32 protein-coding genes are annotated in these 21895 nt (G+C 40.2%); 17 read left to right on the top strand and 15 right to left on the bottom strand.

What is annotated here, in order from left to right; all coding sequences use genetic code 11:
- The first annotated feature begins 8 nt into the window (after nucleotides 1-8).
- The 12 genes from ACN222_RS30300 to ACN222_RS30355 all read left to right on the top strand — a co-directional run bounded on the left by ACN222_RS30300 (nucleotide 9) and on the right by ACN222_RS30355 (nucleotide 8351).
- On the top strand, nucleotides 9-200 hold the full coding sequence (locus ACN222_RS30300; RefSeq protein ID WP_010999519.1) for a hypothetical protein: 192 nt from the start codon (nucleotides 9-11) through the stop codon (nucleotides 198-200).
- Nucleotides 201-211: 11 nt separating this feature from the next.
- Nucleotides 212-370, top strand: coding sequence for a hypothetical protein (locus tag ACN222_RS30305; RefSeq protein WP_010999520.1), 159 nt, complete (start codon nucleotides 212-214; stop codon nucleotides 368-370).
- A 29-nt stretch (nucleotides 371-399) separates the two neighbouring features.
- A complete protein-coding gene (locus tag ACN222_RS30310) occupies nucleotides 400-804 on the top strand; it encodes a hypothetical protein (RefSeq protein WP_126987450.1) in 405 nt (134 codons plus the stop codon).
- A gap of 9 nt (nucleotides 805-813) precedes the next feature.
- On the top strand, nucleotides 814-1485 hold the full coding sequence (locus tag ACN222_RS30315) for a hypothetical protein (RefSeq protein WP_010999522.1): 672 nt from the start codon (nucleotides 814-816) through the stop codon (nucleotides 1483-1485).
- A 73-nt stretch (nucleotides 1486-1558) separates the two neighbouring features.
- Nucleotides 1559-2137 (top strand): hypothetical protein, encoded by a 579-nt coding sequence (locus ACN222_RS30320; protein ID WP_010999523.1) that lies wholly within the window; start codon nucleotides 1559-1561, stop codon nucleotides 2135-2137.
- Nucleotides 2134-3711, top strand: coding sequence for a hypothetical protein (locus tag ACN222_RS30325; protein ID WP_419756923.1), 1578 nt, complete (start codon nucleotides 2134-2136; stop codon nucleotides 3709-3711). The genes ACN222_RS30320 and ACN222_RS30325 overlap by 4 nt, the downstream gene beginning before the upstream one ends.
- Nucleotides 3666-3860 carry a hypothetical protein gene (locus ACN222_RS30330; protein ID WP_419756924.1) on the top strand — a complete coding sequence of 65 codons (195 nt, stop codon included), beginning with the start codon at nucleotides 3666-3668 and terminating at the stop codon, nucleotides 3858-3860. Before ACN222_RS30325 ends, ACN222_RS30330 begins: the two co-directional genes overlap by 46 nt.
- Before the next feature lie 224 nt (nucleotides 3861-4084).
- Nucleotides 4085-4756, top strand: coding sequence for a response regulator (locus ACN222_RS30335; protein WP_010999525.1), 672 nt, complete (start codon nucleotides 4085-4087; stop codon nucleotides 4754-4756).
- Nucleotides 4749-4934 (top strand): hypothetical protein, encoded by a 186-nt coding sequence (locus tag ACN222_RS30340; RefSeq protein ID WP_044520378.1) that lies wholly within the window; start codon nucleotides 4749-4751, stop codon nucleotides 4932-4934. The genes ACN222_RS30335 and ACN222_RS30340 overlap by 8 nt, the downstream gene beginning before the upstream one ends.
- Nucleotides 4903-5817: a HEAT repeat domain-containing protein gene (locus ACN222_RS30345; protein WP_010999526.1), complete on the top strand. Its 915-nt coding sequence runs from the start codon at nucleotides 4903-4905 to the stop codon at nucleotides 5815-5817. The genes ACN222_RS30340 and ACN222_RS30345 overlap by 32 nt, the downstream gene beginning before the upstream one ends.
- Nucleotides 5818-6277: 460 nt before the next feature.
- Complete coding sequence (locus ACN222_RS30350; protein WP_010999528.1) at nucleotides 6278-7288, top strand: hypothetical protein; 1011 nt, start codon at nucleotides 6278-6280, stop codon at nucleotides 7286-7288.
- Between the two features lie 349 nt (nucleotides 7289-7637).
- Nucleotides 7638-8351: a response regulator gene (locus tag ACN222_RS30355; protein WP_010999529.1), complete on the top strand. Its 714-nt coding sequence runs from the start codon at nucleotides 7638-7640 to the stop codon at nucleotides 8349-8351.
- A 363-nt stretch (nucleotides 8352-8714) separates the two neighbouring features.
- Here ACN222_RS30355 and ACN222_RS30360 read toward each other — a convergent pair whose 3' ends face one another.
- From ACN222_RS30360 to ACN222_RS30380, 5 genes are all read right to left on the bottom strand, one after another.
- The gene (locus ACN222_RS30360) at nucleotides 8715-9014 is read right to left on the bottom strand and encodes an HNH endonuclease (RefSeq protein ID WP_084789061.1); all 300 of its coding nucleotides are present in this window, start codon (nucleotides 9012-9014) and stop codon (nucleotides 8715-8717) included.
- Between the two features lie 93 nt (nucleotides 9015-9107).
- Nucleotides 9108-9374 carry a hypothetical protein gene (locus tag ACN222_RS30365; RefSeq protein WP_010999531.1) on the bottom strand — a complete coding sequence of 89 codons (267 nt, stop codon included), beginning with the start codon at nucleotides 9372-9374 and terminating at the stop codon, nucleotides 9108-9110.
- A 246-nt stretch (nucleotides 9375-9620) separates the two neighbouring features.
- Nucleotides 9621-10202: a hypothetical protein gene (locus ACN222_RS30370; RefSeq protein ID WP_010999532.1), complete on the bottom strand. Its 582-nt coding sequence runs from the start codon at nucleotides 10200-10202 to the stop codon at nucleotides 9621-9623.
- A gap of 285 nt (nucleotides 10203-10487) precedes the next feature.
- Nucleotides 10488-10760, bottom strand: a complete 273-nt coding sequence (locus tag ACN222_RS30375; protein WP_010999533.1) for a hypothetical protein — start codon at nucleotides 10758-10760, stop codon at nucleotides 10488-10490.
- 68 nt (nucleotides 10761-10828) lie between these two features.
- Nucleotides 10829-11482: a methyltransferase family protein gene (locus ACN222_RS30380; protein WP_010999534.1), complete on the bottom strand. Its 654-nt coding sequence runs from the start codon at nucleotides 11480-11482 to the stop codon at nucleotides 10829-10831.
- Between the two features lie 15 nt (nucleotides 11483-11497).
- Here ACN222_RS30380 and ACN222_RS30385 point away from each other — a divergent pair, with 15 nt between their 5' ends.
- The 4 genes from ACN222_RS30385 to ACN222_RS30400 all read left to right on the top strand — a co-directional run bounded on the left by ACN222_RS30385 (nucleotide 11498) and on the right by ACN222_RS30400 (nucleotide 13785).
- The gene (locus tag ACN222_RS30385) at nucleotides 11498-11749 is read left to right on the top strand and encodes a hypothetical protein (protein WP_096637508.1); all 252 of its coding nucleotides are present in this window, start codon (nucleotides 11498-11500) and stop codon (nucleotides 11747-11749) included.
- A gap of 68 nt (nucleotides 11750-11817) precedes the next feature.
- Nucleotides 11818-12000, top strand: a complete 183-nt coding sequence (locus ACN222_RS30390) for a GNAT family N-acetyltransferase (protein WP_010999535.1) — start codon at nucleotides 11818-11820, stop codon at nucleotides 11998-12000.
- A gap of 299 nt (nucleotides 12001-12299) precedes the next feature.
- Complete coding sequence (locus ACN222_RS30395) at nucleotides 12300-13016, top strand: hypothetical protein (RefSeq protein WP_010999536.1); 717 nt, start codon at nucleotides 12300-12302, stop codon at nucleotides 13014-13016.
- 115 nt (nucleotides 13017-13131) lie between these two features.
- Nucleotides 13132-13785 carry a Coq4 family protein gene (locus ACN222_RS30400; RefSeq protein WP_010999537.1) on the top strand — a complete coding sequence of 218 codons (654 nt, stop codon included), beginning with the start codon at nucleotides 13132-13134 and terminating at the stop codon, nucleotides 13783-13785.
- Nucleotides 13786-14052: 267 nt separating this feature from the next.
- Here the strand turns inward: ACN222_RS30400 and ACN222_RS30405 are convergent, their stop codons facing one another.
- Nucleotides 14053-15102: a WD40 repeat domain-containing protein gene (locus ACN222_RS30405; RefSeq protein ID WP_010999538.1), complete on the bottom strand. Its 1050-nt coding sequence runs from the start codon at nucleotides 15100-15102 to the stop codon at nucleotides 14053-14055.
- A gap of 15 nt (nucleotides 15103-15117) precedes the next feature.
- Nucleotides 15118-16137 (bottom strand): tyrosine-type recombinase/integrase, encoded by a 1020-nt coding sequence (locus tag ACN222_RS30410; RefSeq protein ID WP_010999539.1) that lies wholly within the window; start codon nucleotides 16135-16137, stop codon nucleotides 15118-15120.
- A 519-nt stretch (nucleotides 16138-16656) separates the two neighbouring features.
- Between ACN222_RS30410 and ACN222_RS30415 the strand changes: the two genes are divergently transcribed.
- Nucleotides 16657-17091, top strand: a complete 435-nt coding sequence (locus ACN222_RS30415; protein WP_010999540.1) for a hypothetical protein — start codon at nucleotides 16657-16659, stop codon at nucleotides 17089-17091.
- 225 nt (nucleotides 17092-17316) lie between these two features.
- Here ACN222_RS30415 and ACN222_RS30420 read toward each other — a convergent pair whose 3' ends face one another.
- The 8 genes from ACN222_RS30420 to ACN222_RS30455 all read right to left on the bottom strand — a co-directional run bounded on the left by ACN222_RS30420 (nucleotide 17317) and on the right by ACN222_RS30455 (nucleotide 21888).
- A complete protein-coding gene (locus ACN222_RS30420; RefSeq protein ID WP_010999541.1) occupies nucleotides 17317-17817 on the bottom strand; it encodes a hypothetical protein in 501 nt (166 codons plus the stop codon).
- Complete coding sequence (locus ACN222_RS30425; protein ID WP_010999542.1) at nucleotides 17807-18139, bottom strand: hypothetical protein; 333 nt, start codon at nucleotides 18137-18139, stop codon at nucleotides 17807-17809. Before ACN222_RS30425 ends, ACN222_RS30420 begins: the two co-directional genes overlap by 11 nt.
- 141 nt (nucleotides 18140-18280) lie before the next feature.
- Nucleotides 18281-18577: a hypothetical protein gene (locus ACN222_RS30430; protein ID WP_010999543.1), complete on the bottom strand. Its 297-nt coding sequence runs from the start codon at nucleotides 18575-18577 to the stop codon at nucleotides 18281-18283.
- A 107-nt stretch (nucleotides 18578-18684) separates the two neighbouring features.
- Complete coding sequence (locus ACN222_RS30435) at nucleotides 18685-18900, bottom strand: hypothetical protein (RefSeq protein ID WP_010999544.1); 216 nt, start codon at nucleotides 18898-18900, stop codon at nucleotides 18685-18687.
- A 141-nt stretch (nucleotides 18901-19041) separates the two neighbouring features.
- Complete coding sequence (locus tag ACN222_RS30440; protein ID WP_010999545.1) at nucleotides 19042-19536, bottom strand: DUF262 domain-containing protein; 495 nt, start codon at nucleotides 19534-19536, stop codon at nucleotides 19042-19044.
- A 144-nt stretch (nucleotides 19537-19680) separates the two neighbouring features.
- Entirely contained in the window at nucleotides 19681-20064 is a 384-nt protein-coding gene (locus tag ACN222_RS30445) for a hypothetical protein (protein ID WP_010999546.1), read from the bottom strand.
- Between the two features lie 7 nt (nucleotides 20065-20071).
- Entirely contained in the window at nucleotides 20072-20923 is an 852-nt protein-coding gene (locus ACN222_RS30450; protein WP_010999547.1) for a hypothetical protein, read from the bottom strand.
- Nucleotides 20920-21888 carry an HNH endonuclease gene (locus ACN222_RS30455; protein ID WP_044520386.1) on the bottom strand — a complete coding sequence of 323 codons (969 nt, stop codon included), beginning with the start codon at nucleotides 21886-21888 and terminating at the stop codon, nucleotides 20920-20922. Before ACN222_RS30455 ends, ACN222_RS30450 begins: the two co-directional genes overlap by 4 nt.
- Between the last annotated feature and the right edge of the window lie 7 nt (nucleotides 21889-21895).

Consider the following 21895-nt stretch of genomic DNA (forward strand, 5'->3'; position numbering starts at 1 on the left):
CAAGAATTGTGAGAATTAGACAAGCAATAGGAGCTACTTTATTTCTACTTAGCTGTGTTGGTTTTGGTTATCTTTCTACTCAAAAGTTTGGTGCAACTACCACAGCAATGATAGGTGGAGGAATGTTCAGCATAGGAGTAATCGCCCACTTACAACAAAAACCAGTACCACGTAAACGCACTAACAAATCTGTTAACTAATAGGCATAATTATGAGCCAATCATTAACTAGCCTAATTCAAGAGGCACAGCAAACAATTCTACAAATTCGCAACCATCCCGATTACAAGCAAATTGCACTCAACTATAGTCCCGACTTGACGCGCTTGAGATGCAACAACAGCATTGACTTACTTGCAGTGGGAAGTTGAGGAGAGAACAACTATCGATGTAGCGAAGCTTGAAGCATTTTCTAGTTAGAGGGAGAGCGATCGCAGGGAGTGAGAATCTTGGCGATCGCTTCTCCAGTGGTTTTAAATACACACATAAGGATCATACCAATATGTCAAAACCTTTAGGGTACTTCACTTCAACAATGCCGGGGGATGGTTCCTACTTGGACGAACTTCAACAGCAATACGGCAGCACATTTGAACAACTGAATAAGGTAGAGAAACTGTTGCTGCTGCAAAACATAGCCCAAACCCTGCTAGGTGCAGAAATTAACGTAATTGGCAGCGCAGTATCAGCAGAAGCTGTCTCAACAGTCTCGCCCATTGTCCAAGGTCTTTACAAACGAGTGACCCTAGCAGACTTGTTGGGATTGGCAGAGGCATTGGTTAATCAACTCAAGTATCAGCAATAGGAGTAAAACATGGCGCGTAACTATGGAACTGCCAAACTCAAAAACCATATCTCTGGTAATGCCCCTGGTACTTTGGGAGCAATGGGCAAACTGTTTGACGTGTCGGCGGAGGATTTTAACAAGGCACTTCAAGGCGACCAAACGGTAATCACCCGAATTGCAGATATGGCGCGACTGTCGGACACGTACATAGCCAATTTACCCAAAGCATTGGAGGCATACCGGAAAATTATCGAGACAACCGGGGATGTTAATCAAGCCTATGCCGAACTGGTGCAACTGACCCAGAAGCACGGAACGCAAACCTTGAAGGCTATCAATTCATCTAAACAGGGCGAACTGCGTTTCAAGAACGAATTGACCGGAATGCAAGCCGAACACGTTAACGCCACGACTGCGGAGGCTACCCGACACGCTCAACGCTCATCCTTAATTCAGATAGCAGGGGCCACCGCCGACCTAATGGCGATCGCAAAATACGAGGCTGATTTAATCAAGGCATCTAACAAAGTCCCAGAGGCTCAAGATGCAGCAGATCGCGCCTATGAAACTGCGGTAACTAACGCACTGTGGACTAACGGCAGTGAAGCGAAGACCGACCGCATACCCAAACCAAACTACTCCCGCACTGCTGGAATTAGTCGTGTAGGAAATTGGTTCCGCAACTTTATGGGCATCTAAGCCACAAGTAAAAAGCCAGAGGATGAGAGACTCTGGCTTTCATGCCCTTTTATAGGGTTAAGAAGGAGTAAAAATGAATGATTTTGACATCCTGTTATCTCAATTTCACTCCAATAATGAACAGACTCCCTCTACCAATTGGGGTGAACAGCAACACACTTTGCCGAACCCGGAGGATGAAGATGGTGAAAGGCTAGAGCAATCAATTAGGGATGTCTTCAGCAATAAACAACTCCTCAACAAAGCTCTAGCCACATTTTTGGGCGTATTCACCGCTAACACTGGAGTGAGTTTACTAACGAGTTTATCCATTGGGGCGATCGCTTCTGGGACACTAGGCAGCATTGTACTGGGTTTATTTTTCGCCAACACCCTGACCAAAATTCAATATGACGGCAGAATCCACATTGGCAAAGACTTCATAGTGGCGACTGTTCAGACTGCAAGTGTAGGGGCTTCGCTGTGGATAGCCTTTGACGAGTATCGGGTTGTAAGGGAGGCGACTAATACAGGTAAGACACGGTTCTATGAGGAAGTTAGAAACTACGAAGTTAAACCAACTCCCCAACCTGAACCCCCTTGGTTGTTAATGGGGTTAGGTGCAGTGGGGTTGTTGCTATTGGCAGTAGTGCTAAAGGGGGCAAACCAATGAAACACAAGCAATTCGAGTCATATACAAGTTCAGGGACAGCCAACAATATTACTGTAGGTGTGCTGGCAACCATCGGCTTAATCTGTGGGGCTAAATCATTCACTGGCACTCAAATTAGTTTGGTGGAATATTGTTTCATCCCCTCTACGCTGACCTTACCAGATAACCGTGCTAAATACTGCACACCAGATAAACGCTACATAATGCCGGAGTCTGAGTTTTATGCCGAAGCTTACGCACCAGCTAACCCTGAATTTCAACGTGATAATTTTCTGCCAACCAAAGCAACCAGACTAAGGATTATTCCACCCAGTAACCCGAATAAACCGCTTTGGGGTCTAGCCGCAGTTGTGACTACTGGTGGAGCTTTTGCATTGTCTAAGGCTAGGGAATGGCGATTGATGCAACTGCTACCCTCAATCAGAAATGAGCTAAAAGCCAACTGGTTGATCAGCAAAATGCGAGAAGGGCTAAGACTCCACAAAGAAAGCTACACCGCCCAACTAGACTACGAATTTCACCAATGGAGTGAAAATCGACGGGCAAGGGCAGCGCAGTTATCAAACATGACACCCCAAGAATTAGCCATATTTACCGAACAGGTCAGGTTAAGGGCTGAGGCTGAAGCACGAGCGCAACTGCAACAAGCAAGCGGACAGCCAAGAGGTGCATTGCCGGGGCAGTCGATTGAAGATATCACTAACCCATCAGATAAGGTGACGGGTGCTGACTCTACCCAGACGATTGCTCCCAAAGACAGTTGGGTACAAAACTTAGTCAAACAAACTGCCTTAATTTGGGGCAACCAAGGGGGTGGTAAAAGTTGGCTTGCCCGTTACGTTGTTAAACAGAAAAAACAGGCAGGCTATCGAGTTATCGTCCTTGACCCTGACAGTAACCGTGCAGAATGGCGAGGCGTTGAAAGTTATCACTCTTGGGACGAGATAGAGCAGCAGATCCGTAATTACGTTAAAGAACTGGAATCAAGATTAAAAATCTTTAATAACTCAACTATGAGTGAGGAGCAATGGCGGCAGAAACTTTGGACAGAGGGTAAAGCTTTATCTCTAATTTGTGAGGAAGCAACCACCTACGCTGACTTTATAAAAGATGCAGAATTATTGGAGAAATTCGGCAAGCTGGCATTAACTAAGAGCCGTAAACAAGAAATGCCTTTAACTGTGGTTGCTCACAACAATACCCAGACTTGTTTATTCGGAATAAAAGGCTTACATAATCTCGTTTCTAAGATGCTTCAGGTTGAATGTTTGGCTGAAGTAGATCCAGTTACACTACAGCCAAAATCTACAGGTAGAGCTAAGGTAAAACTCGATAGTTCTAACGAATGGCTTGATGTTATTCTGCCGAGTTTGACAGCCAAAATATCTGATTTTAGTGACACAGTAACACCAGCATCTAATCCAATTCCACCCATAGATAAAGCCACATTAGAACGCATTTATGAACTGGAATTTAATATCGGTGGCAAGGCTGGTGATACCCCCAATGAAAAAATAAGCTATCACCAATGGCTCAAAAATTGTATGAATATCTCACCAGAACTGAACGAATAGAAGCTGATGTAAGAGAGTTCAAAGGCAATTTTAAAGTAAACGGTGAGAGATTCACTGTTGAGCAAATCAAGGGCTGGATGTATGAAATTGTCGGCGCATCTTTAGCAGACTGGATAGGCGAGGGTGTTATCAAGCTTAATCAAATTTGACTGCTAATAGTGTCTTGTGTCTGCCCCCAAAAACGCCCTTTTTTCGCGGACACAGGACACCAGACACGGCAGACACCACAGCCCAAAACCCTTATACAGCATAGACACCAGCAGACAGCACACCAGACACCGCCCAGACACCAAGTGTCTAGTACGTGTCCGCTAGACACCAATAATAAATCAGTCAATAAACAGCCATTTATTATTAGAAGATTATCAACATCATGCTGAGAATAGTAATTGTTGAACCAGAAACATTCACGCTCTTAGGCTTCAAAGCGGCTATTGAACAATCTCCAGATATAGAAGTTACAGGGTCAGCTAATTGTGGAAAGATAGGTTTTCAGTTAATTGAACAAGTAAATCCTGATGTTGTGTTAGTTGATTTACTATTACCCGATATGAGTGGTTTAGAACTTACTCGTTCAATTAAAAGAAAGACTAATAGTAAAGTTGTCATTTTTACTAATGAGACTCATTCAGACTTTATTAACTCGGCTTTTCGTCATGGTGCTGATTCTTATATGCTCAAGAGTGCTGATGTAGAATTGATTGAACTAGCCATCAAGAGAGCTTACTTTTATGAATGTCTACTTGACCCAAAGCTGGCTAAAAAACTGTTAGAAAGCCTTTATCAAAATAGATATATTGACCCCACCTTCGTTGATAAAAACTTGATAGATCCGCCTACCGAGCGCCAAATACAAGTCCTGCGTTTACTGGCTCAGGGTTTAGTTTTTCAAGATATTGCCAAAGAAATGTTTCTGTCTGTTAGTACGGTCAAACAATATGCCAGTGATTTGTACAGTAAATGGCACGTCAAGAACCGTTATGAGGCGATAAAAAGAGGGGCGATGCTTGGTTATATCGACTATAACTTGATTGTGAATGAATGATGTATTGGGCATCACCCCATTGAATTTAACCCGTGGACAGTGCTATGAACTGATCAACCAATTGCGAACTGAACTGAACCAAACGGAGATCATAGAACGCCTCTGGCAGTGTAACAAGGGCGGTTCAGCCGCTTGTCAGGAAGCTTATGCACAGTTCAAGGAGATTACACAGCAGTAGTATAACTTCATCACTTATTAGTCTCTACGCAGGTGTTCAGATGAATCCAAGTAATAATCATTTTGAAAATTTCCAAAATGAGGAGAGAAGTACAATCCAAATAATTCAACTTGCTGGTGGTGAAGAAGATGAAGAGACGTATTGGAATTATGTTTGGATTTTACGTGCGCGTGGTGGCAATGAAGAATTTGTAGCCGCGTCAAAATTATGTGAAAGTCCTAGCCCAAAAGAAAGAACTTTAGGGGTTGATATATTAGCAATGTTAGGAATGCCACAAAGAACTTTTCCGCAACAAAGTGTAGATATTCTTTTAAAATTATTATCAAGCGAAAGCAACAGCAATGTGCTGTCTACAATTGGATTTGCCTTTGGATATCTAAAAGATTCGAGAGGTGTTTTACCATTAATTAATCTGAAAAATCATCCCGATGTAGATGTGAGGATGGGCGTGGTTTTTGGTTTAATTTCCCAATCAAATGAATTGGCAATTCAAGCATTAATTGATTTATCTAGTGATGAATGTGAAGATATTAGAAATTGGGCAACTTTTGGTTTGGGTTCCCAAATAGAAACTGATACGCCAGCTATTCGAGATGCTTTATTTGCTCGCGTAATTTCCGAAACAGGACAAGAGGACACTATCGCTGAAATTCGTGGAGAAGCATTACTGGGTTTAGCACTGAGAAAAGATGAGCGGGTAATTAATCCGCTCATCGCAGAACTTGAAAGCGGGTGCGTGGGTAGGCTGGCTGTAGAAGCGGCAAAAGAAATAGGAGATGCAAGACTTTATTCAGCGTTGATTAACTTACAACAGTGGTGGGATGTAGATATTAAGTTATTACTTGAGGCAATATCTAGCTGTAACTCTAACCCAAGTTGCTAGTCAGGTAAAAAGAAGAGGCAAATTTATGAGTCAATCTTGGGATGAGGGTTGTAGCGTTTGTGGTGTCGGGCTGAATGATAAGTATGCTTTAAGCGGGTGTCATTGCTGAGGGAAGAATAAGCTTTTTGGTCGCTTAGATTGTGATTGTGGGAAAATCCCGTCCATACCTCCCTCAACCCCACATAACCTGAATAGAGTTATATTCAATTATTCAACGAAACTGTCTAGTTTGCCGCTAGTATCAGCGACGCTATATCTACGCCTTATAGTATCTCTTGATTACTTACCCGCATTATAGTACATTAGTTCTAGTCAATACCTCCTTAGCTGACCAAAAATCAAACCCCGCTTTCTTGGTGGGGTTTATTTTTGCTCACGCACACTAACAAATCTGTTGTCACAGCAGCACTCATCATGCGGCCGTTTAAGATGAAATCAGACCGCGATTAAAAAAACAATTATGGCATCTGCCTCACCCACGCCGAATCAGTCTACTAATATTGAGTTGCCGCTTGTCCAACCTCAACAGGAAAAAACTTTCTTGTCAACAGAGCTTTCAAAAACTGAGGTAGAGGTAGAGCCAGCAATACAAGCCCCAACGGATGATGAGCAAGTCAATCCTGAGACCGCATCACAAGTAGATGCTATTGAAGCAACAGGAGCGATATTTCAAGCGGTTGGCGTAATTACAGGAGAGGTAAATTTAAAGTCAGAGGGCATTAGCACTGTAACTATTGGTCGAAATCAATACCCGCTTTTGTACATTGGGCAGAAACTGAGAGTATTTCAGGCTCTCAAGAAAGAAATAGAAGCAACTGGCAATCGGACTTTTAGGCTGGTTGTTTATCCCAAGGCAATTCATTTCCCCAAAAAAGAGCAACCGCATCAAATTGCTTTTCAGTTAGTAGGCTTTGATAGAGGGCGATTCCAAGATGTAGTCTCAGGAGATTTAGAAGACCTAGAGTTTAAATTTTCAGGACTGTGGCAGTTTATCCCAGTCTGCCCAACTCCGTGCATCTCTGTGTTCCGCAACTTTACAACAGAAAGACTGGAATATATTAAGCAAGCCGAACCAGCGCGGAAGGTGAAATTCATGAAGTCCAGCCATTTACCGTTGCTGTGGAAGGATGCACCTGTTCGTCCCTTTAGATTTAATCCCAAAGTCCCGAAAGAACAGCTAGGACATCCAGTATTTGTCACCCTGAAGGCGAAATTTCTACCAGGGCGTAATGTATGGGGTTTTGTGGCCCTCACCGCACCACCACAAGAAACTGCACCCAAATTTCTCAAAGCCTCTAAACAAGATAAAGCCACAGTCCAGCAACAGTCTAAAAAGAATAAACACCAGGGACAGCGACCATTGAAAAAAGACCATCAAAGCGGCAATGGAGAGCCAAGCAATCCTCCATCTAAGCCAATACTCAAAAAAAAGCCGCTCCCAAGTGAGGGAGAAACTGAAAATCAAGCTTGAGCTAAAAATGATTGGCACTCTCATGTTTTTAAATAATGAAAGTGCCAAAAAGTTTTATCTGAAGGGTCTTTATAATGGCTGACCCCGTTTGAATTGAGAAATGTTAAGTTCCATTTAGATGCTCATCGAATTAATGGCGTTTTAGATTATTTAATAATTTCTTTAGATTTGTATCTCGAATTTCATTTGTTCTCTAACTAAGGAAAGATGATTTAACTTGATAGACCCATCTGGAGATGAATAGAAACAAGCAGACTCAAGCATTACAATGCTAACAATCGATACAAGCTCTACTGCTGGTGAAAGAGAGCTTTGGTGTCTAATAGGAGCGAAAATTTGAGGTTGGGCAATGAATAAAATCCGCGTAGTTTTAATTGAAGATCATGACCTGACACGAATTGGTCTACGTGCTACTTTGCAAAAATTAGATGGCATTGAAGTCATTGGTGATGCTAGAGATGCTGCCTCTGGTCTGAAGTTGCTTAAATCTACTCAACCAGATATTGCGATTGTCGATGTGGGCTTGCCTGATATGAGCGGCATTGAGTTGACTCAACACTTTTTCAACTCAATGGACGCACAACAAACCCCTCAAACCAAGATTTTAATTATGACCATGCAGGATAGTGAAGATACTGTTCTAGCAGCCTTCGCGGCGGGAGCAGATTCTTACTGCATGAAAGATGCCAGTACTGATAAATTAGTAGAGGCTTTGCATCTGACTGTTAATGGTAATTCCTGGATTGACCCAGTAATCGCTCGGATCGTTTTACAGCAGACCCAAAAAGCTACAACTGCTGCCAACGCTCGACCAGACACGGTAGCGATTAATGGCTTGTCACCAGAATATAGCCACATTGTAGAAACATATCCGCTCACTCGAAGAGAATTAGATGTCTTAAAGCTGATTGTAGATGGATGCTCTAACGCTGTGATTGCCGAAAAACTCTACGTTTCCGTAGGTACAGTTAAGACTCACGTTCGCAATATTCTCAATAAGTTATGTGTTAGTGACCGGACTCAGATAGCAGTTCGTGCTTTACGAGCCGGATTAGTTGCTTAAGTACCTTTCTACAATTTATTATCGATACAACTTTGCCAAGAGCCAAAAACCGAGGGCAAAATTTGTTTATGGAGCAGATACACTGAATTTCTTCTCGTATCTCTTGATTACTGACCCACTTTATAGTACATTTGTACACACACGAGAGAACTATTAATCACAACCCCTAGTGAGCTATGGGGTTTTTTCTTGGGAATATTTGATATATTCCTAATTTTTAATGTAGCTACTTTTCCACTCAACAGCAATTAAGCAAGTAAAAAAATTAATACTTGTGCATCTGTTTGATATAGGAGTAGAGAATTTCGCGTTCGCCTTGTATCACGGTTCAACATAAATTGATAAGCTACATTTTTCAATCGCTCAGAACAAAGACAGTTGCCCCGGCGATACATTCCCCCTGCGTCGGTTATGAAAACTGAGGTGACAAGCCGTACATAACGCGCATAAGTTTGACCGACGATTATCCTCCGGCACAAAATTAGAGTGATGCACTGTCAACGTTAATGCCATTCTTTGGGAACGGGTCAGATTGGATGTATCATCACCGGGACGAATACATTGCAACCCACACTTAGAACATCGCCAGTTCACTTCTTGTTTGACAACGAGTGCGATATCTGACCAGTTTTGAGGATAACGTTCTCTTGATTTCTTAGGCATGGACTGGTTGAAAAACTGTGGAACGCAACTCAAGAGTAATAACGAACTTACTTAAGAAGATAACTAAAAATCAGCGATTAATACTTGGAGAGGTTATAGGTCAGCATATTGGGCATCTAATTCTGCCATTTCACATTCGAGTTCCCAAGCTAACTGTTCAAAGTCTGGTACATCTTCTTCTAATTCGCGTGAGTAGCTGCTTGGTTCCACCCTAATTATTTCTGTTTCTGGTTTGACCTCAGCAATGTGGTTCATTCGAGAACACATGGGCATTCCCGCTTCTGCGCCTACTTTTTTGTAAGTATATTTTACTTCTAGAAATTGAAATAAATCTCCAATCGCTAAATCTGAAAATTTCATTCTTTAAAGTCCCTCAACATCTTGTGAACAAGTTTATCAGTTTAATTTGCCTACTACTTGAATTATTCTCATCAGCACTGTTTTGGGATGAAATAGCTAATAGATTAATTCATTCAATTGCTGAATAATAATCAACTCAATCAGGCTTGGGTGCATTTATAAATTAATCTCTCTAGCCAACTTCCCCTATAACTTTATTTAGAAGTAATTATATTGACTCAAGGAAGTTAAACGCGCTCCCGCACGCTACCTCACCGGATGGTAAAGTCCACTTTCTGGGTTATACCTCCAACCCAAACCACTGGGGTCACGTCCCCTACTCCAGCTAATAAACTCCTCTGGTCTTTTGGCATTCACTCGGATACGCTCTAGAGTTTCTACATCTACCCCCAAACGCTTTGCTAAATTTTGTAGAGTATAAGTATCTATCTTTACCTCACCCTGACCCTGGTAGTAGCGAGAGGATGCTTGTCTAGGTTTACTTTTACTATTGAGGTAGATAATCAGTTGATTATACGCCGTCTCTAGTTGCTCCACGCGTAAGCTGATAGCCGTCAGTTCCTCTTTCAACTCATCGGTAGAACCTGAAGAGTGCCGTGATTCTAGTTGGGCTACCCGTTGCTCTAATTGCTGTATTGACGTAAAAGTATCGATATCAGCAGTGCTATCTAATTTGTTTACTAATTCTTGGATTCCTTGCAGTACATCGTTTGTACGCCCTTGCCTGTGCAACCGTGACAACTCCCTTACAGCGTCTTTTAACGCAACGGGGACGCGGAGCATCTCGCTGGGCGGCGGTTTCTTGCTTTGAGTTTTCTTAGAGGGCATGGTGATATCAGTCTAGATATCGCTATTGTAGGACTGAAAGAGCTAATAGATTAATTCATTCAACTGGTGAATAATAATCAACTTCTGTCCGTTCTAACTCCTTTAAAAAGCCAGTTAATGCAAATGGACATTTACAACCTAGTTCTTTTTCAAGAGAATCAGCATTTAACTGGTATTCTTGACACAGAATATCAAATATATCTTCAGTAGTTAATTCTAGATTTTCATCCAGTTCCCAAAGTCATACTTCGACCCAGCTTGCTAATTCATACATGAGTACACCTACTACTGCTCAAACCAGTTCAAGTTAGGACTTGCTCCGTGTTTTCGTCGGTCAGCCTCAGCACAAGCTTTGCTATAAACTTCATCCCAACCACGAAGAAAATCCTTTTCATAAGATGCTAAGTCTTTGTATGGTATATTACTTTCTCGCTCCACAGCCAATACTACCTCTTCAAAGGTTTGGAAGTATCCAGGCTCAATTGAAATTGCCTCGAAAAACCGCAACCAATTGTTTTTAAACTCGTGACGCAATAGCTGTAATGCTTCTGGGTTCATCCTCTTACCTCGTTAACAATTACCAGATGAGCTTGAGCAGGCAAAAAATAGTAATGCGTTAGTTGATTTTAAATAACAGTCTTTTCTTGTTGCTGAGAAACTGAACTAAAAAACAGTTTTGGCAACAAAAGCCCAGAACGATTTTTGTAGTCATCAAACTCAGAGTAACGAGATAGAGATTTGTCCTTCTTCAACATATTTGGAATAAATATTGTGCTGATAAAACCTCCGAGAATCAAAAATGGAAGCCAGTGTTGAGTCAGCATGGCGAAGGCAGTATAAATAAATATTTCCCCCAGATAATTGGTGTTGCGGCAACGAGCAAAGAACCCTTCTGTTATTAAGCCCTTCTGATACTTCAGGGTATAGTATTTCTGGGCATCGCTTACAAAGTGTAGAAACACACCAAAGATATTTAAAGAAATAGCTACTGCTACTAATGGTAGTGGTGGTACTGTGCCACTACTAATAAGAATAAAAGGTGCTATCCAGTATAGATTCACCACAATAAAGATGAAAATCCCCTGTGGAACAGAAACTGGTTGCTCCCATTGTTTATCTGGGAATATGCGGTCTTTTAATAGCCACAGAAATCCATAAGTACCGTGAAGTGCTAAATACACCCAAGCTCCTATAGTGAAATTCTGGTAAACAAACATCAGGAGCAGTATGAAAAAGAAGGTTAGTCCTTTACTGAGATTGATGGCATACTTGGTTTTCATGATCTGAATAAAAATATGGCATTTGTATACCTATATGAGCATAGCAATTACGAAGGACGGTGGATGGAAATCCCGGCAGGTGGAGCAAGCTTTCAACCTATAAATCGACAAGAATTCGGAGTGAGTTCTATAAAAATTCCTTCAGGATTTGTAGTGGAACTGTCCAATTCTCAAGGAAGCGAATTATATAAAGAAAGCACTCCCTATGTAGGAGATGCGATGAACGATCGTGTCGAAGGAATTGCAATTACCCAAATATATACTTAACGCAGAGGTCTGTTAAGTATACAGTAATTGTTTAAAAGTACTCACATTCCAAGCATCGGCTGATTTATATGGCTCCTAAATTTCGTCGCCGTGGAATTGCGCTATCACTTTTTGAAGAAGCCTTTGCATGGGGGCGCGTCAGGGGCTGTACAGAAGTTGATTTGAACGTCTTGCAAAATTCACCCGCAAAAGTGCTTTATGAAAGCTTGGGATTTGAAGTATTTGAGATTGAGATGCGGCGAAAATTGTAGGTAATAAATACTTGCTTAAACTAGGCGTAGATATAGCGTAGCTGACACCAGGGGGAAGATAGTCTGGAAACTATGCTATATCTACGTTATAGCTTTTTGAGATTGAACTAGAATTTCTGCATGAATACACTGATACTTTTTACTCAATAATTGCTTCTTGCCTACCAAAGAGTGAGCGTATTTCTTTAAAACCGATATTTCACCCACAGTCCACATTATCCTTTAAGTGACACAAAGCACAACTCTGATAAAATCAGGATTTGACTTAAATATCAAAAAACCTACTTTGAATAATTAAAATGAGCAAGCTGCCAACTCTTTCTCAAACTGTCAATACTGTTGTCACCAGTATGACAGCATTTATTGTTTTAGCTACAGTTACTACAACACCTGCTGTTGCTGCTTTATTCAACTTCAAATTTGATGGCACATTAACTGGTTCTGACCCATTTGGCACTGCGGCAACAGTTTTCGGACTCAAGGGTAGTTTTGTTATAGATGCTGACGTTGCTAACTCATCTACTACTCCAATTGCCGGCAGATATAATGGAGCTATTAAAGATTTAAAGCTCACATTCGCTAGTACACCTACTCGTAATGCAGTAACGTTGAGTACAGCGAATTTTACAAGCGGAACTAATCGTAATCAAATATTTGTAGGCCCAAGGGGGACAAGAGAAGAGTTGCAATTTTTAGTTGGCAATGTTGGCTCTGCGCCTCCTTTTTTCTTACCTGACTCTTTTGGAATCATCTTTACTAACACTGACTTACCTTTAACTACTCAACTCAAAGAAGTTTTGATTCCAGCAAGCAGTACATTTACGGGTCAATTTAAGTTAACTTTGTCTGATGACCAAATTGCCACTCCTAACAATGATTTTTCCGGCTCATTGACTATCACTCCTGTCAGTGTCCCAGAGCCTAAAACAAACACTGCATTAGTTTTATTAAGTTTAGGATTTACCTACTACTGCTGGTTGAAGCAATTACGACCTATTAATCCCAAAACTTTGTAATAGTCAATAATGAAATAATATTTTCAAAGTGTGTTCCTTATTGAATTGCAAAACTAAAAAAAGCAGTGTGCCACATTTAGCTATTATTAGTTTTTAAAGAATTAATTACTAACTCATGATAGAAACCATCACTCAGTCTCAAGAAACGGCAATCCTAGAGAGCTTTCTAGAATTGGTGAAATCTCCTTATGGAAATTTTGCGTCCATTGGTAAGCTTTCTCATGTTCTCAACGATCCAGATACGCTCCAAAAAGTTGTGGCAGTTCTGAGCCTAACCCCCCAAGGTAAACAGGCTTTTGAAGACCGCCCCATGCTAGGAAAAATCGATTTAGAGCAACTGCATCAATTACCGAACTATACACTGGGTTATATGTATGCAGATCACATGATTAGAAATCAATTAACGCCTCCACCTGTTAACGAAAATGTCAATCATCCATTTATGTTCCTAGCTGCTCATCTTGGCGAAACTCATGACATTTGGCACGTTGTTACAGGATGTGATACTGATAAGCCCGGTGAGGTTAAATTAGAAGCTTTTTATACCGCACAACTTATTCCAGACCGTTTATTTCTAGCTCTCCTTGCGAAGAATTTACTCAAAACCGCAATGTACGAAGTCGAACTCTGTGAGCAAATTCTAGATGGCTTGACGCAAGGTTGGATGATGGGAAAAAGAGCAAAGCCTCTGTTTGGCATTGAATGGAACAAGTTGTGGGAAACACCCTTAGAAGAATTGCAGACTTCTTTGAACATTGTACCTATCTAAGTGCGCGTGTGGCGGTTGCTACAAGAATACTTTCAATACCTTGCCGCTTGTAGTGCTAAGAAAAGTGCCAAAACTTAGCACTACATATAGCTATTAACAGCACCCATCTATTTGTTTTATTGGGTGCTTTTTATCGAAAACATTAGGGCTGCTTAATGAAGTCCCTTTAACTTGTTGACTCCCTCTGGGATTCTAGTTGGGCTACCCGCTCTTGTAACTGTAGGTAAACTATTTTAATGAAACGCCGATAACAAATAGATTTCAATTTTACGGACGCTGCAACACTTGAATTGTTGTATTCCGATTATCGGAATCGCTTGTAATTCCGACCAAGAGTTTGCCATCAGGACTGACAACGAAACGACTCATTTGCTGTTTGTCTAAAATTGCTTCTAGCTCGGCTGTTTGCAGATTCCACACCGTCAGCCACTTCTTGCTCTTACCAATAAGAACATTACGGCTCAGAGCAATGTTAGATGGGCTAAATATCTTACGAGAAAAGCTTTTGTTTGCCTTGATTGTTCCTGTTTTTAAATCTGATACTTGCAGATGGAAAGAGCGTTTTCCTGCTCGTTTGATACTAACCAGTGTCTGCCCATCTAAACTGATGCGTGCTGAGTCCGAAGGTTGGAAAAAATTTTGTCGGACTTGTTGCTCGTTGGTTGCCGTATCCCACGCCACAAGTTTACTACTCGGTAAAGTCAAAAGTACCGTTTTACCATCTGGACTAATGTCATCGAAATGGGAATATGGCAATCTGGCTTTTTGCTCAAGAGTTTTGAGATCCCAGACTTTGATCTCAGGAGAGTCACCACGATCAAGACTAATAATAGTCTTTCCGTCAGAGGAAATATCAACATGAGTAACATTGCCAGAATGACCTCTGAGTATCTTTTGAGGTTGATTTGAGGTAATATCCCAGATGCGAACTAGCCGATCGCCACTACCACTGACAACAGTTTTGCCATCAGGAGAGATTGCTAAAGCATTAATTGCACCAGAATCACTCCGTAGTGTTTTTTTCAACTTTCCTGTTTGCAGTTCCCAGACTTTGATTGTTTTATCTTGACCACCACTGACTAGAGTTTGACCGTCCGCACCGAGCGCAATTGCAGAAACTGTAGGATGTCCCTCTATGGTGCGAACGACTCTTAAATTGCAGTAGGGAGATTTAATTGCATTATGGGAACAGTACCTCTCCCTGTATTGAAAAAAAGTGAAAAGTTCATCAGGATCGATACCGAGAAAACTTAAAGTAAGGCATACCAGAATCAATAAGGCTTTGAGTTGCCATTTACCGGACTTGAAAATTTTCATCTTAATTAATGTTTTTCACTCAGAATTCTTCAACATAAGAGTCAATAATTCCGACATTTCCCACAAATCTTTATTCCGGTTATCGTCATAAATCATCAGCGTCCTGGGGTCAGCATGACGGCTCAATTTCTGCACCTTTCTAATATTCCCATCAGTAGCATCAAGCGCCGCCGTAATCGCCGAATGCCTCACCCTGTGCGGTGACATCGGTTTCTTCACCCCCGCCTTTTTAAAAGCTGCCGACACGATTTTATAGATAGCATCCGTAGTCAATCTATGCCCAGAGTTATGAAAATCTAACGCCGTAAAAATCGGTAAATCGGGTTTCAAATCCCCTCGCGCAATTAACCAATCAGCAAGAGCCGCCGCCACATCTTTGGACATATCCAAATATTCTTCATTCGTTCCCTTACCCTTACCCAAAACCCGCAACTTGCGACCATAAAAATCAAAGTCACCCACATTTAACTGACATATCTCCTGGCGACGCAAAGCTAAACCCCACAGCACTAAAAAAATTGCATAGTTGCGCTTACCAATCAAAGTCTCCCTATCAAATTGCTGTAACACCAGTGCTATCGTCTTGCTATCAACCCCCCGCGTATCCCGATAAGCCTTGACCTTTTCTCCTTCGACATCTTCCAGGGAATAGTTGCACACCCCCAGCTTGCGCCCCATCTTCGCCAAGGACTTAAGCGCCGCCAACCGCCGATTAATTGTTGCCTCCCGCACTCCAGAGGCTATCAATTTCGCCTTGTACTTCAGCACCACCATCACCGCTTGCTCTCGCTGCAAGTGCAGAAACTCCAACACACTATCACCAGTCGGCGGCAACAGAGTCATCTTCACAAAGAAATCCCTTAAATCTTTCTCGTAAGCACGCCGAGTATTGGGGTTGCGTTTATCTGCCAACAGTTGGGCCAACACATCTGGGTCTTTGTCAAGTTGTGCATCAAAATATCGCGCGATCGGTGCATCTAAACACGCCTCTAACTCTACCTTGACTAATTCCCCCCAAACCGGCTCGTTAGGCATAATTGCTCACTACTGCGTTATTGATAATGTAGGTTTCCAATAACGTTCATCATACCTCGGTGGGAGGGGGCATAAATGTTTACATTCACCTCAGAGTAAAATATTCCTTGCGGAAGTAGGCAGGTGTTAATTGTAGTTATCAACGACCGCATCCACTCAAAACAATCAGTGTTTCTTACAAATCAAAGCAGACGTGATCAGCGATTCCCTCGAAATTGATAAACTTATTGAATCTGCGGTGCGCTATTACCACAAACGACACCCAGCAGTCTTAGATAGAATTTTTTGAGAAAATCGCTTTTATGAATATAAATGTAATGTGCCAATTAGGTATTGAGCCGAGATATGTGTAAAAAGCTGCAAGATGGTCTGGAAACTCTTACTATATATAGGTTTCAGCAATTTTCAAGTGAAATTGACACAAGGGTACAAATCTTGGGTATCTATCGCTACAGAAACCGGAGTATTTATTAACTTTATTTACAGGTTTTACAACTTAGACAAAAAGCATCTTTCGCGGTGAATTGTCTGAAACTATTACAGGGTAAAGGTTATATTCATTTCAACCACACAGTATTTATAATTCTCTTTGGTAGACGAAAAGCAATTATTGACCCTCACGCTGCAAGTATGCGTGTCTCAAATCAGGCGGAACTATTAAAAACGCTAAAAGCTATATGTAGCAAGCTTTTTCAGAGCATCTTGCTCAAAATTACACATATCTCGGCTCAATACCAATTAGTTGCGGAAAGATTTAATATCCCTGTGCCTCTTCCTCCACTAGAGATCGGGAAAGAAATCTTAAATGAAAAATCCCTATCCGTAAGCTTAATTATTGGGGTAGCCTGGAGCAATGAGGACAAAGACTGGCGCTACTTGGTTGTTGATGAAGGATTCAACACCCCTCCTTTGTGGGTAAGCGCGGCGCAGATACAAGGCGAGATGTTTGCATAACAGACGTGTTAGTAACTTAAAGTTGGTTAGCCAACGAACATAAAAATTGAATGCCTCTTCTTGTAATTATGTAGTTTAAGTTTAAGCCCAGTTGTATAAAAGCAACTGGGCTTTATTTTGGCTGTTGATGTGATTGCTGAATATATTTACAACCAAATGGGGCATTTCACCACTATAGCCAAATAATTCTGGTTATGGTTTTAATTTATTAATCAGCTTTCTAGATTATTTTTCATGAAACTTAGAGTGTAGTGCATGAGATGGGAAACCTTCTCGCACTAGCTGATGTTCATTCATGTAGTCATTATCTAATATCCCATAACATTTAATTTTCTGTGCTATTTCTATAGCAAAATCATTATTGAAGACTACCCCAAAGTAGGTACTACCCTGAAAATTTTTTCCTATCCAAGTTGGGTCAATTACATCTCCATCATTATTGACTAGCCAAGCATGAGATACAGCTATAGAAACATCATCACTAATAGCAAATCCCTCACAGTAATTAAGATTTGGGAAATTTATCAGTGCTTTTAAACAATTTTCAAAGCACGATTTTGGTTGACCTTTAAATGGAGATTTGACCTGTTTTTCAAAAGATTTTCCATTGGCTAATATCAGACTTTGGATGCTTTTATGGCGAAAATCAGAACGTCTGTTAAGTTCGTCAATTAAGTCTGCTTGCTCTTTTAATCTTGCCAGCAGTCGGTCTAAGTTACTGCTCATTGTTTAAATACTTATTTGCTAGTTCTTTATTCAATTGGGGATTTCTGTTTTCGATAACTTGAATGAGGCTGACTAACCGATTAAACCAATATTCACGAATTGCGTCAATTTCTAGTCCTGCATAGTTTATTGATAACTTTTCATCTGGATTTGTAGAGATGGGTTTAGATACTGCCGCTTGATTAGCTTTTTTCATTTCTCTTGCACACAGTGCATATTCATTTTCTATCATCTTCTGGAACTCATGAGCAATACTTAGTTGTTCTGGAGTCATGTATTGCTGATTTTTAAACACATCGCTTATCACTTCATTATTAGTCATAAAACTATAATATTTGCTGTTATAGGTTTTTAAACTTTTATAACTTCCGATTCAAAAATGAAGCATCAGTTTCAGTTCCTCCATTTTTATTTTAAGCTCCATTATTATTTTATACTTGAAAATTAATTTGATTAAATTTAACTAAATATTGAACCACCAATACTTATGAAGTCCTGTCATTTTTGAGCCAGCTACAGTGTGTTCATCAGCCCAAGTTAGTGTACTACCATCCCCACACTCGTAACCATCCCCACCAAATTTGCTAACCCCCTCTTCTACTACCTGCATCATCACTTTAATAATCATTTTCTCACTTACAGAAATATTATAATGTTCTAAAAGCAGGGCTTTGATATCTTTAGTACAAACATGATCAAAAAATCTAGGCTTTTCTTGAAGAATATTAATAACTAATGTTTTTAGTTCTTCTGCTTTCACTGTTTTAAAATCCCTGTTAGTTTATTTTTTTTGACTTTTCCTAACTTCCGATTCAAAAGTGCAGCATCAGTTCAGGTTCACCATCTTCATCTGGAATCCGTAAAAAATCATTCTATAGGCTTTAGCCACCCAACACATTTTTTATAATAAAATTCTTTATCTTCACAGTTAGCAACTCTAACAGTATCATCTTGATGATGAGGAACAGGAAAAGAACTATAATATCCTTCCTTGACTGAACCATTTTCTAATAAGAAAAAATAATTACCATGTTCTTCTGGTAGTCCTTGAATTAGTTCAAACTTAAATATTTTATTTGACATTTAATTCTCCTTAAACAAATCGCTAAAATCCTTGTTCTTCTAATCGATAGTAATTGCGATTGAGTTGTTAGACCCAGCCCCCTGAATTATGATGCACCGATGTAGTGTCGATATTTTTTGTTGTGATGCAATCGCTGCCCTTTAATTAAGACGATTAGCAACAATCTCTATTAATTTTGCTATTTCATCAGGGTTAGCATCCTCTGAAGGGATAATAGATATTAAAGATAGAGAATGGTTATCCAGAACTCTCTGCGTGTGAACTGGAAGATTAGCGTAAGTGTATCCGTTTAATTCTGTCTTAATTTCTAACCCGCTTAAAGCTAATTGATTACTGTAAAAATCTACAATTGCTTTTAACCTTTGTTTACCATCAATCACTTCGTATGTATGATATGACATCTCGTAGAGAACAATTGGCATTACAGGTAAATTAAGAATAAAAGATTCAATTAGCTGAGATTTTTTAACATCATCCCAATCAAGATTAGATTGACTATCTGCATCAATCCTTATGTAATTAGGATTAGACCTAATATTTTCAACTAATCTTGGTAGCTTTACCCTATCTAATTCTTGAGATAATCTGTTTAGACCAGATTCATATTTGGCGTTAATTTCATCGTTATTCATCATTGTGATTCTTTTCCACTAATTACTAAAATTGGTTCAATCTATACTAATTTTCTTTGCTGTCTGCCTTTTACATAAGGTTGATTATGTAATAAACCCTTACACCAATTTGCTTTTATTATTCATAAGAAGTAGGATTAAGTATAATTATTCATTATCTATAAGCTTATAAATATATTCAGGCTCTAACCCTCTACCATTTCTAACAGGTGGTTTCTTAAGTTGAATCTTTTCAATTGTACGTTTTTTAGTCAATTGACTTAGCAATGAACTAATTGAGTTAGGATTCATGCCTGTATTTGATGCAATTTCAGCACGAGTGGCACTACCACCTAGTTTTCTAATAGCTCTAATAATCTTCTCTTGACTTCCAGGTTCATATTTTTTATCTTGATTTATTTCTATCCCAATAGTTGTTAAAACTTTATTAATTAATTGCTCTTTGATATCATCATCAATCGATAAAGTTTCAATCTCACTTAATGTTTGGACTGCTAAATGAATTGCTTGTATCGTTTCTAAAGGTTCCATCTGCTGATTATGATTCTTTTCCACCCATTACTAGAACTGGCTCAATCCAGACTAATTTTCTTTGCTGTGGACTTTCTGCGTCCGGTTGATTACTTAATAAGCCCCTGCGCCAATTGACACTTTTAGTATCATGTGTACGACTATTAACTTCAGTAATTTGCGTCCCTTCACGTTTAAGCTTATATCCTCGTCCAAGCCAAAGTGGTTGATAAAAATCTTGTGCTTGCGCTTTGCCAAAACCTTTATTTACCATGACTTTTTCGCTTGTTGTATCTATAAATTCAGGGCGACACTCCATAATCAAAATTAGTCGAAGGATGATTGAGTGTAAATACTCATTAAATCCTTTAACTACCTTGGGATCTATATCTTGAGAATCAGTATAATAAAGTTTTTGTGCATCAAGTTTAAATCGGCGGCAAAAGGCACTAGACCCATCGGTGGCTGTCCAATAAAGGATGTCTGCTTCACTATCGTAATTCCAAAAAATAGCATCAACGCTATTATTTTCAGGAGAAAAAATTACACCTTTAGGTAGCATAAATATTCCCGTTCTCATTGCCCAGTTTATACTATCAATTTCGACGGTTAAAACTGATTGTAGCAACGCTTCTAATAAATCTTTGTTCACCCAATATGCTGGGCATTTGGCTTGACCGACTTTTAACAAGGTGTATAGGGTGATGTACCTCGATTCTGTGGGATTGATTCTTATTTGATACAGTAGCTTTTGTTCCTCCACAGAGTAATAAATATCAGCAACAAAACTGCAAATTTTCTCATAGCTTTCATAACCGTCTACATGAACAACGGGACGAATAACAATGTCTTTATACCAACCTTTGGGTTTTTTACTCATGCAGCACGCCTTAAAAACTGATCACGATGCCATTGTAGAGAATCTCGCCTTGGATAATACTGCTCTTGGGCAGGTAAGATTATGCGATCGCCGCTAAACTCCCTCATTGGTTTAGCGTTGGGTGATTCTTCCCGTAGGCTGTTAGAGACGATGATAGTGTAATCATCATCAATGCTGAACCAAAAACGGTCAAATGCCCAATGATGATTTTTGCACAGTGCCAGCCCATTATCGATGCGGTCATCGTAGAACTGCGAGAATGGTTTGATGTGTGACCCATCTACAATGTTCTGTCCGAGTGAGTCAAGTATCTGCAATCCGCAGAATGCACAACGGTAGTTATAAGTTGAAACTACAATTTTACGGAATGCACCATCTCGCACAATTACAGCTTGCTCATCTTCTAGTTCTTCTGGCTGATAAACTTTACCACCAGTGCGTTGCAACTGGTCTTGTAGTTCAGCAAAGGCGTTGACTTGCAATAACGGCTCTATATCCTCCTGTGTAAGCTCATTAAACCAGGAGTCAATCAAAACATGAGTTAGTACAGTTCTGTCTTGGTGATTTTGGAGCAGTAACCAGAGTTCATCATCAAGGTAGGCGTACTCTACTGTTTCTCTGATGGTGCTAGGAGTCCTAATTTTTATTTTGGCTTTCATCCATCCCTCAAATCCCAGTTTCATTTGGTAATGCCAAAAGCGATCGCTGGTCAGGTGATAGAAAGGTAAACCTATATCTGGCTTACGTAGTGGCTCCAGGTGGCTCCATAGTTTAAGAAACGTGGCGATAAGTTCAGCATTGAAGGGGATTTGGTTTTTGGTGATCTGCCTCGTTGCTATCATTTCGATGACAGACAGCAGCAAAATGGGCTTATTTGGTGCGCCAGGGCTAACGTTTAAACCTATTTTGTTTGATGCGGATTTAGGAGAAAATTTCTTAACGTAGTAAGCTAAATCTTTATTCATTTGCAGC

It is taken from the genome of Anabaena sp. FACHB-595, assembly GCF_048568275.1.
GTDB lineage: Bacteria > Cyanobacteriota > Cyanobacteriia > Cyanobacteriales > Nostocaceae > Trichormus.

Coding starts and splice junctions, on each gene's coding strand:
- ACN222_RS30305 (WP_010999520.1), top strand. CDS start 212: ATGAGCCAATCATTAACTAGCCTAATTCAAGAGGCACAGCAAACAATT.
- ACN222_RS30315 (WP_010999522.1), top strand. CDS start 814: ATGGCGCGTAACTATGGAACTGCCAAACTCAAAAACCATATCTCTGGT.
- ACN222_RS30320 (WP_010999523.1), top strand. CDS start 1,559: ATGAATGATTTTGACATCCTGTTATCTCAATTTCACTCCAATAATGAA.
- ACN222_RS30325 (WP_419756923.1), top strand. CDS start 2,134: ATGAAACACAAGCAATTCGAGTCATATACAAGTTCAGGGACAGCCAAC.
- ACN222_RS30330 (WP_419756924.1), top strand. CDS start 3,666: ATGGCTCAAAAATTGTATGAATATCTCACCAGAACTGAACGAATAGAA.
- ACN222_RS30335 (WP_010999525.1), top strand. CDS start 4,085: ATGCTGAGAATAGTAATTGTTGAACCAGAAACATTCACGCTCTTAGGC.
- ACN222_RS30340 (WP_044520378.1), top strand. CDS start 4,749: ATGAATGATGTATTGGGCATCACCCCATTGAATTTAACCCGTGGACAG.
- ACN222_RS30345 (WP_010999526.1), top strand. CDS start 4,903: ATGCACAGTTCAAGGAGATTACACAGCAGTAGTATAACTTCATCACTT.
- ACN222_RS30350 (WP_010999528.1), top strand. CDS start 6,278: ATGGCATCTGCCTCACCCACGCCGAATCAGTCTACTAATATTGAGTTG.
- ACN222_RS30355 (WP_010999529.1), top strand. CDS start 7,638: ATGAATAAAATCCGCGTAGTTTTAATTGAAGATCATGACCTGACACGA.
- ACN222_RS30360 (WP_084789061.1), bottom strand. CDS start 9,014: ATGCCTAAGAAATCAAGAGAACGTTATCCTCAAAACTGGTCAGATATC.
- ACN222_RS30365 (WP_010999531.1), bottom strand. CDS start 9,374: ATGAAATTTTCAGATTTAGCGATTGGAGATTTATTTCAATTTCTAGAA.
- ACN222_RS30370 (WP_010999532.1), bottom strand. CDS start 10,202: ATGCCCTCTAAGAAAACTCAAAGCAAGAAACCGCCGCCCAGCGAGATG.
- ACN222_RS30375 (WP_010999533.1), bottom strand. CDS start 10,760: ATGAACCCAGAAGCATTACAGCTATTGCGTCACGAGTTTAAAAACAAT.
- ACN222_RS30380 (WP_010999534.1), bottom strand. CDS start 11,482: ATGAAAACCAAGTATGCCATCAATCTCAGTAAAGGACTAACCTTCTTT.
- ACN222_RS30385 (WP_096637508.1), top strand. CDS start 11,498: ATGGCATTTGTATACCTATATGAGCATAGCAATTACGAAGGACGGTGG.
- ACN222_RS30390 (WP_010999535.1), top strand. CDS start 11,818: ATGGCTCCTAAATTTCGTCGCCGTGGAATTGCGCTATCACTTTTTGAA.
- ACN222_RS30395 (WP_010999536.1), top strand. CDS start 12,300: ATGAGCAAGCTGCCAACTCTTTCTCAAACTGTCAATACTGTTGTCACC.
- ACN222_RS30400 (WP_010999537.1), top strand. CDS start 13,132: ATGATAGAAACCATCACTCAGTCTCAAGAAACGGCAATCCTAGAGAGC.
- ACN222_RS30405 (WP_010999538.1), bottom strand. CDS start 15,102: ATGAAAATTTTCAAGTCCGGTAAATGGCAACTCAAAGCCTTATTGATT.
- ACN222_RS30410 (WP_010999539.1), bottom strand. CDS start 16,137: ATGCCTAACGAGCCGGTTTGGGGGGAATTAGTCAAGGTAGAGTTAGAG.
- ACN222_RS30420 (WP_010999541.1), bottom strand. CDS start 17,817: ATGAGCAGTAACTTAGACCGACTGCTGGCAAGATTAAAAGAGCAAGCA.
- ACN222_RS30425 (WP_010999542.1), bottom strand. CDS start 18,139: ATGACTAATAATGAAGTGATAAGCGATGTGTTTAAAAATCAGCAATAC.
- ACN222_RS30435 (WP_010999544.1), bottom strand. CDS start 18,900: ATGTCAAATAAAATATTTAAGTTTGAACTAATTCAAGGACTACCAGAA.
- ACN222_RS30440 (WP_010999545.1), bottom strand. CDS start 19,536: ATGATGAATAACGATGAAATTAACGCCAAATATGAATCTGGTCTAAAC.
- ACN222_RS30445 (WP_010999546.1), bottom strand. CDS start 20,064: ATGGAACCTTTAGAAACGATACAAGCAATTCATTTAGCAGTCCAAACA.
- ACN222_RS30450 (WP_010999547.1), bottom strand. CDS start 20,923: ATGAGTAAAAAACCCAAAGGTTGGTATAAAGACATTGTTATTCGTCCC.
- ACN222_RS30455 (WP_044520386.1), bottom strand. CDS start 21,888: ATGAATAAAGATTTAGCTTACTACGTTAAGAAATTTTCTCCTAAATCC.